The sequence below is a fragment of the Aquiflexum sp. genome (genome assembly GCF_041749095.1).
GTDB lineage: Bacteria > Bacteroidota > Bacteroidia > Cytophagales > Cyclobacteriaceae > Aquiflexum.
This window is the reverse complement of the sequence record NZ_JBGTCA010000539.1, coordinates 1-10,137: the sequence shown is the minus strand read 5'-3', so window position 1 is coordinate 10,137 and position 10,137 is coordinate 1. Positions and strand designations below refer to the sequence as shown.

Sequence of the window (10,137 nt, the reverse complement as noted above, 5' to 3'; positions counted from 1 at the left end):
CCTCTTCTGAAAACTATAGATCAAATAAATCAGGGAAGGAATGATAAAGACACTTCCTATAAGTAGGGCAATGCCCAACGCATTCATGGTGGCCAATCCGGCAGCTGCTTCATTAAGGCTCATCGTACCATCTTTAAAGATCATAATAGATGGATGGATGCTGTAAAACAGTGCAAACAGGATCATACTGACCTGAAACCCTGCCATAATTCGGGCAAGGATATGGAGGTTTTTCAATAAAAATTTCCAGGTCAAGGGCAGGGAAATGCTTGCCAATATAAGGGCCAGAATACTTAAGGTATTTTCTAACAATCCTTCCAACAAAGGAATCCCCTCCATATAGGCCGCCACAAAGACTACTCCTCCTGCCACAACCGTCAGGATGTTCATTCGGATGGCTTTTTTTCTGAATGTCTTTTGGTCTTCCTCGCTATCCGCTTCACCAATCAAAAATACCGCCGCCAAGTAGCCACATATCGCCACAGTAAACAAACCAACACTAAGGGGAAACAAACCCAGCCAGGGATACAGGTAGGCATCTACAAAACTGCTTGCCTCACGGTCAATCCTTCCTGAAATAACCGTCCCGGCCAGAATCCCAAGAAACAGGGGGCTAAGGAAAGAGGAATAGACAAAGATGGAATTGTACAACTCCTGAATCTTTCCCTTTTCGGGATCATAGTGTCGGAAAATAAAAGCCGTTCCCCTAGCAATAATGCCCAATAGCAACAATGAAACAGGTATATGGAGGAAAATAGAAACCGTGGTGTAAATGGTGGGAAAGCCTACAAAGAGAATCACTATGGCGATAATCAGCCACATGTGGTTGGCTTCCCAGATGGGACCAATAGCCTGATAGGTCAGCTGTCTTGTCCGGTCTTTTTTGTCATTCGAGGTAAAGAGTTCGATGATGCCCGCACCGAAATCCGCTCCTCCAAAAAGCAGGTACATCAATATGGACAGGTAGAGAAAAGCGACTACAATTTCAACCATGGCTTAGGACATTTGGGGTTGTTTTTCGTCAGTATCCTTTTCCAAAGCCCTGACCTGCCGCACCAACAATACTCCCACAATCATCGCCAGGGAAAGGTAAATCCCTAAATACAACCAAAATGAGTAAACTATTCCCGGCATAGGTGTCACCGCATCCGCTGTTTTCATGATGCCATACAGGATCCATGGCTGTCTTCCCACCTCGGTTACTACCCATCCTGCCTCCACTGCAATAAAACCAAATGGGCAGACCATGGCCAACAAGGTCAGAAACCAACGGGAATGGATATAAGCTGCCGATCTCCATTGACCTACCAACCACAGCAATCCCACAGACAACAACAGCATGGCTGTTGCCACCATGATTTGGAAAGAATAGTGGACGATGGCCACCGGAGGCCTTTCATCTTTTGGGATATCTTCCAGCCCGGTTACCTCCGTGACAAAGTCACCATAGATCAGGTAACTCAGCCCCCCGGGGATCTTAATGGCAAAATTTACGGTTTCTGATTCCTCATCCGGAATCCCCCCGATGATCAAAGCTGCCCGTTCCTCGGTATGAAAATGCGCTTCCATTGCGGCAAGCTTGGCAGGTTGCCGGTGAGCAACATCCTGTGCGGAATAATGCCCACTGAATGGAATCAACAGGGCAGCAACCGCACCAATGGTCAGTGAAATCCTCATGGCAGGAAGATGAATTTCCTTGGATTTGCCCTGTCTTAACAGCCAGGCATGGATTCCCCCCACTGCAAAGCCTGTGGCAACAAATGCCGCCAACACCATATGCAAAGCCTGACTGAACCAAGCATCATTGAACATGGCCGCTATCGGATCGATATTAGTATAAACCCCATCTATGATGTCAAATCCTGTCGGTGAATTCATCCAGGCATTGGCTGCTACGACCAATATCCCCGAAGACAATCCACTGACACCTACCACCACCCCGGTAAACCAATGGAACCAAGGTTTGAATTTGTCCCAACCGTACAAGAAGAAACCCAAAGCTATCGCCTCGATAAAAAACGCTGTACCTTCCAGCGAGAACGGCATCCCAAAAATAGGCCCTGCTTCCTCCATAAATTTGGGCCATAACAGACCCAGTTCAAAAGACAGCATCGTCCCCGATACTGCCCCGGTGACAAAGAATATGGCCACTCCTTTACTCCAGGCAATGGTCAGTTTCTTATAGACTTGCTTCCCTGTTTTCAAATAAATGTAATGGGAAATCGCCATAAAAAATGGCATGATCATGCCTATGCAGGCAAAAATAATATGAAATCCCAATGATAGGGCCATCTGTAACCGGGCAGCTAAAAGGTCATCCATTGGCAGGAGTTTTTGGAAAAACAGGATGGTAAAGTACCATGCAAAATCAGGTTAAAAGTAGGGGAAATATTTTTAGGATGCTAGAGGGGGTGGGGGTGATTTGAGACGTGAGACTTGAGATGCGAGAAGCGAGAGTTTAGAAAAAAGAGACAAGAACCTAAGTCCTGTCCCGAGTATCGGGAAGCCAAGATGGAAATCGTGGGAGGGGAAGGATGAAGGTGAGAGGTGGAAGGGGTTTGGTTTGATTTTGATGTTTATTTCTTCGCCCATGTGAGTGTCTCCAATCACATCCTTTTGGGTAGTTACTTCCCATTGGGGTTACAGTTCGGAACAAGGGGTGATTAATATAAAGGGTTTGGTTTGACTTTGATGTTTATTCCATTCCTTTTTGATCCATTTTATCGATCTCCTTTTGGACTTCTGCAATTAGCTGTTGCTCAGTGGGGAGATACAATTGGTATTTGCTGGCTACGATAGATTTGTTGTTTTCTGGAAGCATGATTTTGACTACCGCATCATTTTTATCGGCACATAGTAAAATGCCTATTGTAGGATTTTCAAAACTTTGCTTTTCGAAACGGTCGTAGAAATTGACATACATCTGCAATTGACCGATATCCTGATGGGTGAGTTTAGCAGTTTTTATTTCAAAAAGCACAAAACATTGCAACAGCCTATTGTAAAAAACAAGGTCGATAGAAAACTCATCACCTTCAATATGAATACGCTTTTGCCTTGCTACAAACGAAAATCCATTGCCAATTTCCAGTATAAAATCCTGCAGATGGGTAATGATTGCCGCCTCCAAATCTTTTTCATAATAAGCGGCTTCCCTTTTCAAGCCCAAAAACTCCAGCACCATCGGGTCTTTAATGATCTCCTTGGCGTCATTTGGTTGTTTTTCCTCTCTTGCAACCGCCAATACCGATTGTAGGTCGTTGCTTAGCAACAATCTTTCAAACAATTGGCTGTTTATCTGCCTTTCAAGTTGTCTTGCAGTCCAGTTGTTTTTTGTTGATTCAGCAATGTAAAACTCTTTTTTATCTTGATTTTCAATTCGACTTAAAGTCCGATAATGAGTCCAGCTCAATTGTGAACGCAGTGCGTTCACAATTGGGAATGCGCGGTAAAACTGACGAAACTAATTTAATTGTCTGTAAGAAAATCCAGATCCAAACTGAGGTTCCAAAGTCTCAGCTAATGATCTAATAAGAAAATTACCATAATCAGCCCGGTCTTTTCCTTCTTGTTCTTCTTCAAAAATTACTTTTCCGATTTGCCAGTACATAATTACACGTTCTGTATCCACTGAGCGAACAGCCTTTTCTCTTGCCGAGGCAATAATATTCTGGATTTGCAGTATCAGTTCTTTTTTCAGTTCCATCACTACTTAATAATTTCTTTTGGAGTGGTTGTTAAAAGTCTAAGATAAAAAATTATAACCATAATCTTCGCCAATATGAGTACCTCCACTCCCTTTAGGGTCAATTCGAATCGTGAACGCAGTGCGTTCGCAATTGGAAAAAGAATTGAAGTTCAAGAAATGATCTATTGGGAAAAAACTATGTGTTCTCTGTTTCTATGTGGTAAATAATCAATCCTTATTCCTTCGCCAATGTAAGTGTCTCCACTCACATCCTTTTGGTACAACACTCCGGAGATTCCTCGAAATGCTACGGGGCAGGCTTTCACTGGCTAAAAGTTATCGGCCTATTCAAAGCTCCACCCAGAATGCGGCAAACCTTTCCCTCCCACTGCCCCATACTTGGTACATCTTGTGCCGTGGCGGATTGTACATGGTACATGGTACTTACCCCTTCCTCCAAAAAACCACCTCGGGCAATACCACCAAAGCCTCCTTCCCGGTATCGGAATCTGTCCAATAGACCATCCAATTGACGCTGACTCTATGCAGTAGGTAGTCTTTCGTTGCCAGGCGCTCTATGGTTTTTTGGAAAGCAAAGGAGAAGCGAAGGATGGGATGTTCTTGGGTATCGAGGCAATCCTGACCGTTGTACCTGAGCTTATCGTCAGGCCTCAGTCGGGAAATCTCCCGCTGCCGGCTATGGGAAAAACTCAAAAAGACATCCTTGTGCAGAAGCTGCATGACCAAAGTGTCGGTATCTTCAAATCGGTTGGTTTCCTCTTTGTATTTCATCTGGGGCACTTTCAGATTGTCCAGATACTGCCCCTGATAATGAATGGACAGCAGGCTTTTGGCCCTTGTCATACCCACATACAAAAGCCGTTTTTCCTTATCTTCCCTGACCTGTCTTTGCTGCATTAAAAGAAAAACCTGATCAAACTCCCTGCCTTTTGCTTTGTGGATCGTGGAAACAAGTACGCTATCGGAAGACTGTCTGTAAAAATCCTCAATGCGGGATTCGGAAATAAAGGTCTCCAAGTCACTTTTGAACCTGACCTTGGGGTAGATTTTTTCAAAGTCCTCCAACATGTTGCTGATCCATTCGAAAGTGGTACTGCCTCCAAACTCCTTTTTCAAGACCTGTTTGGCCTGAATCCATTTTTCTTCCAAAATGGTATATTCTCCGGATTGTAACCTGAGGGTCTTGAAAAATGTCCGCACTTCGTAGAGTTGCAGGAGGTTAAATAGATCGTTGCTTTGAACCAAACTTGCGGGAAGACCCCGCTGAAGCAGCAAACTGACAACTTTCAGGGCTTCATCATTGGTTTTGGTCAATACGCCTACAGTGCCTATCAGATCTGTAGATAAAATCTCCTCCACCATGGGCTTGACCATAAAATTTCCTGAATGCCTGGTCAGCCTGAGTTCACCGGTGTTTTGGTCCTTTGCCATGATGGGAGTATGCTTCAGCCTATGGCCTATGGTCTCCGCCCATTGGTTGGTAAAATCCACGAGATTGCCTTTGCTTCTGTAGTTTTCCACCAACTCATATTTCATGGCCTTTTTTTCGGTAATAAACCTTTCGAGGTATTGGGAACTTGATCCACGAAACTCATAAATGTTCTGATCATCATCCCCGACAGCGATGACCCGCATTTCCTCATTTTGGGCCATCAGTGCCTCCACCAAGGCAAATTCTTCGGCACTGATATCCTGGGCCTCATCAATGACTAATACGGTCTTGGTGATTTCCTTTATCTCTGCCCTGTTTTCACGGATAAAGGCTGTTGCCTGAGTGATGATTTCCCCGGATTTTTCCAGTGTTCCCTTTTTTCCCAACAGGTCAAAGCAATAAGAATGAAAGGTCTTGATGTCCAAGTAGAGGGCCGCATTTCCGATCAGGTTTATCAACCGTTTTTTGAATTCCGTTGCCGCTGCCCGGGAAAAAGTAAGCATCAGCAACTGTTCCTGCTTGACATCTTCAACAAGTAAAAGGGATGCCAATTTGTGGACAAGTATCCGGGTTTTGCCACTTCCCGGTCCTGCAGCCACGACAATATGCTTGGAATCCTTGTCCTTGATGATTTTCAATTGTGTAGGGGAAAGTTCGCCAAAAAGCTTTTTGAATTTGGCCGGAGTGATATTTTGGCTGATTTCTTCCTGTCTGTTGCCCTTAAAATATTTGTTAAGAAAAGAAGGATAATTCATCTGAAAGTAATCTTCCACAAATTGAAGTGCATCCTGATAATCAGCAATCATCTTTTTGGCATATTCCCCTACAATGTGGATCTGTTGCACCTTGTTTTCATAGAAGCTTTTTAGCTTTTGGTAATCATCCTGCTTGTACTGTGTCCTGGAACCTTCCACGGTTCTTTCGATGGTAAGCTTGTTGTACAGGACCAAAAACCCGCCTTCGATTTTTAGGGATTCTATGCGGGAGAGGTAATAAAGAGCATCCTCCACCTCCGCAGAACTACATTCCTTCACAAAAAGATCAGAAGAGGATTCAAAGCCTTCTTTCAGTTCCTGGACGGAAAATTCTACAGGCATCTCCCCTGAAAATAGCGGCAGATCAGATTCCGGTTTATTGGCCCTTTCCAAAAGGTATTGGATAATAAACTTGGACAACTCATGCCTTTTGCTAAACTTTTCCTTCAGGTCTTCAATGGGCTGGTTCAACTTCAGTTCCACATGATTTTTGGAGGTTTTGGAGAATCTCTTCGTCACCCAATTTTTAATGCCCCAATAATTGATAACCGAGCGGATGCGCATCGGTGTTACTTCCTGCAATCCTTGGAGTTCAGCGGATTCATTCAACTCTTTGAGGTTATACACTTCGGCGCTCTGGGAAAGTTGTGGAAGCAGAAAATTCTCCAACAAGCCAAAAGCATCTACTATGTCCAAGGAACGGTTGACTTTTTCCGATTTTCGGACAAAGGCTTTCAGATCTTTGGCATCCGCAAGAATTTTTTCTTCCCTGAGCAATTGGATGATTTCAATCACATCGTCTTTGACCATACCCAAATGGTCAGCGATATAATCAATCCTAGCTTCCGCTTCCTCGTCCTGATTTTTTTGTCTGCTTTTGGATGAAAAAAGTTTTTTGATGATCCTTACTGCTTTTTCTTTTTGCTTCTCGGAAAAAAGAGAAGAGCCTTCGATTCTGTTTATGGCTTCCTGGGCATTTTTGGTCTGAATGCTGTTCGCAAAAATCCTGGGCATATTTTGACCTCTTTTTAGGTAGCCAGCATCTTCCAAGGCGGCAATGGCTGTAGTCACACGAGTTTCCAAGTCCATAATTGAATCATCCCATCCCGCTTTCCGGGCAATTTCCAGGGCAGAATTGGACACATTCTTTCGATAACGGGTCAGCTCCTTGATGGCTTTCCAGACCTGTTGAATCTCTTTGTGGGTAAGCTTGGTCTGATTAAGCAGAATAAAATGCTTGCTGAGATCCTCTTCATCAAACAATACAAAACAGTCTGCCTCAATATTTTCGTCTCTTCCGGCGCGGCCTGCTTCCTGAACATAATTTTCCAATGAATCCGATATTTCAAAATGCACCACAAGCCCAACATCCTTTTTGTCCACTCCCATACCAAATGCAGAAGTGGCCACCATGATATCCACCTCCCCGGCAATGAAGGCATTCTGGTTCTCAGTTTTTTCCGATTTGTCCATTTTGCCATGGTATGCCCTGGCCTGGAAACCATCTTTGTTCAGTCTTTCTGCCAGAAGAAAAGCCTTTCGGGTACGGGAAACATAGATGATACTGGGACATTGTTTGGCTTCCAATAAATCACGGAGTGCCACATATTTCTCCTCCTCTTTATTCCTCTCGACTACCTCAAATTTCAGATTGGTACGGGAAACGGTAGAGCGGAAAATTTCCAGATGAAGGGAGAGTTTATCTTTGAAATAGCTTCGGATATCTTCTATGACCTTTTGCTTGGCAGTTGCTGTAAAGCAGGAAATTGGTATGTGATCCTGCATTCCTTTCCTCTTTTCAAGTGACCGGATAAAATCTGCGATATACAGGTAGTCAATCCTAAAATCCTGACCCCAGGAAGAAAAACAATGTGCTTCATCTATGACAAAGCGGTTGATTTTTCTGCCAAGTAAAAGTCGCTCAATGGATTTTGAGCGAAGGGATTCGGGAGAAATATACAGCAGGGAGGCAGAACCATCCTCCACCCTTTCAAATGATTTGGTCCTTTCGATGGGATCTAATAGGCCATTGATGGTAACCGCTTCAGTTATTCCAAGACTTTCAAGGTTATCCACCTGATCTTTCATTAATGACTGCAAGGGTGAAATGATCACCGTAAGTGCCATCTCATTTCTACCCGCCATCAGTGCGGGCAATTGGAAAGTGATGGACTTTCCTCCACCCGTAGGAAAGATGGCCAAAAGGGATTTTCCGTCCACCGCAGCTTGCACTGCCTTTTCCTGTAAAGGTTCACCACCATAGGACCTGAATTGGTCAAAACCAAAAATCTGCTGCAGTCCTATTTTGATATCATGCTTCTCATCACAAAATGTACAACCTTCCAAGCAAGGCCGGCCCCTAAGCAGGGTCATCAAGCGGTCGGTTTCGGGAAATTGTCTTAGAACCCATGGAGGGTTAATGCTATATCGGTCACCGCTGTGGATAAGTGAAAGCGTATAAGCCAAAGACATGGGGTGCTTTTCCATCATTCTTTCAATATCGGCATGGGTGCAAAGCAATCCTTCAAACTTTTGACGGATATCATTTGCAAGATTATCCACATTTCTATCAAAATTCAAAAACCTAAAGAAACCCTCAAAGGCATCTGTTTTATGAAGGAGAGCATAAAAAATATCCTGAATTCCTGTATCCAAGTTTCCGAATGCACTCAGCTCATCAAAAAATAGGTCTTTGGCTTTTAAGGCATCATTGAAGGGGTTGTTTAGACTTTCCGATTGTAGTTTGTCGTCCTTGACAAGATTATGGTATGGTCGTTTGGGGAAAAGTAAGGGAGAAAGGTAAAGTGTGTCAATGAAATTGGGGAATTTGATGCCTATCCTTTCAAAATAAATGATGTCATGTCCTAAAATATTGTGGCCACAAACGAAATCCGTACCTTTAATAAATTCCAGAAAATCATTCAGATTCTGGGAATGAAAGGTATTTCCGTTGGCATGGACTGCCCCAAAATCCAATATCTTTCCACTATTGGGTTCAACTTCAATGTCGATGAAAGTGATGGAATGTTCCATTTATGATTAATTGGATAATTTAAATTCAGTACATTTTTTTAGGTGTTTTCTAAAATCAGATATTTGGTTTCAGAATTATATAGTTTCTGTTTAATTTCTAGGATATTATTATCAATAAATATCTAATATCTATCAATATCTGATAAAAACAATATATAGCACTTCCCTCCAATTATTATTATTTAATTTAGAAGAATACTCCACCAAGCCCTTTGACCTATGAACCGACTACTGCTTTGTATTTTACCAATCCTGGTACTCTCCTGCACCAAAACCCAAACCGACATGAACTACAAACAAGACGCCTTTATTGAGGTATTTGACCAAAAGATATTGGAAATCCTGGATCCGGAAGCCAAACTGGAAATCATATCCACAGGACATGCCTGGACTGAGGGCCCGCTTTGGTTGGAAGAGACACAGACTTTGGTCTTTACCGATATTCCCAACAATGCCATCTATCAGGTAAAGGATGGGGAAAGCAGCATTTATATCAAACCTTCAGGCTACACCGGAGAAACCCCAAGAGGTGGAGAAGTCGGTGCCAATGGTCTTACCTTGGACCCTCAGGGAAGGTTGGTCATGTGCCAACATGGTGACCGCAGGATGGCAAGGATGGATAGTCCCTTGGACCAACCTCAATCAAAGTTCGTCACCCTTGTGGATAACTATCAGGGAAAAAGGCTTAACAGTCCCAATGATGTGATTTTTGACAAGTCCGGAAATATGTACTTTACTGACCCGCCTTATGGCTTGGAATTCAGAATGGATGACCCGGCAAAAGAGCTGGACTTTCAGGGAATCTTTTGCCTGCAAGCGGATGGGGAATTGGTGCTTTTAGACAGCATTACCCGTCCGAATGGCCTGGCATTCAGCCCGGATGAAAAACACTTTTACATGGCCAATTCCGATCCTGATCAGGCTGTTTGGTTCAGATATGAATTGGGGGAGAACGGACTTATCCACAACCGCAGCCTGTTTTTTGACGCGACCTTTTATGTGGGAAAAGAAGGTTATAAGGGTTTGCCCGATGGAATGAAGGTCCACAGTTCAGGCATCATCTTCGCCACCGGACCAGGAGGTGTCTGGATATTTGATCCAAATGGAAAACCTCTGGCAAGAATCGCAACAGGAGAAGCTACTTCTAATTGTGCGTTTTCCACAGATGAAAAGACCTTTTTTATGACTGCGGATAGTTATGTGTTGAA

General features: G+C 43.5%; 5 protein-coding genes and 1 pseudogene. 1 reads left to right on the top strand and 5 read right to left on the bottom strand.

All coding sequences use genetic code 11. The features are described 5' to 3' along the window. From ACEW8O_RS24190 to ACEW8O_RS24170, 5 genes and pseudogenes are all read right to left on the bottom strand, one after another. On the bottom strand, nucleotides 1-993 hold a 993-nt coding region (locus ACEW8O_RS24190; protein ID WP_373497198.1), incomplete at its 3' end, for a cytochrome d ubiquinol oxidase subunit II. A gap of 3 nt (nucleotides 994-996) precedes the next feature. Beyond that, nucleotides 997-2,322: a cytochrome ubiquinol oxidase subunit I gene (locus ACEW8O_RS24185; protein ID WP_373497197.1), complete on the bottom strand. Its 1,326-nt coding sequence runs from the start codon at nucleotides 2,320-2,322 to the stop codon at nucleotides 997-999. A gap of 373 nt (nucleotides 2,323-2,695) precedes the next feature. Continuing rightward, nucleotides 2,696-3,244: a PDDEXK nuclease domain-containing protein gene (locus ACEW8O_RS24180; RefSeq protein WP_373497199.1), complete on the bottom strand. Its 549-nt coding sequence runs from the start codon at nucleotides 3,242-3,244 to the stop codon at nucleotides 2,696-2,698. Nucleotides 3,245-3,286: 42 nt separating this feature from the next. Beyond that, nucleotides 3,287-3,706: pseudogene (locus ACEW8O_RS24175) on the bottom strand (DUF1016 N-terminal domain-containing protein); the annotation flags it as partial. Nucleotides 3,707-4,132: 426 nt separating this feature from the next. Then, nucleotides 4,133-8,929, bottom strand: a complete 4,797-nt coding sequence (locus ACEW8O_RS24170) for a RecQ family ATP-dependent DNA helicase (RefSeq protein WP_373497196.1) — start codon at nucleotides 8,927-8,929, stop codon at nucleotides 4,133-4,135. Between the two features lie 285 nt (nucleotides 8,930-9,214). On the opposite strand from ACEW8O_RS24170, the gene ACEW8O_RS24165 reads away from it, so the two are divergent. Then, the coding region (locus tag ACEW8O_RS24165) for an SMP-30/gluconolactonase/LRE family protein (RefSeq protein WP_373497195.1) at nucleotides 9,215-10,137 on the top strand (923 nt) is incomplete at its 3' end.

What these genes read in the sequence shown, in the direction of transcription:
- ACEW8O_RS24185 (WP_373497197.1), bottom strand. Translation starts at nt 2,322, where the DNA reads ATGGATGACCTTTTAGCTGCCCGGTTACAGATGGCCCTATCATTGGGA.
- ACEW8O_RS24170 (WP_373497196.1), bottom strand. Translation starts at nt 8,929, where the DNA reads ATGGAACATTCCATCACTTTCATCGACATTGAAGTTGAACCCAATAGT.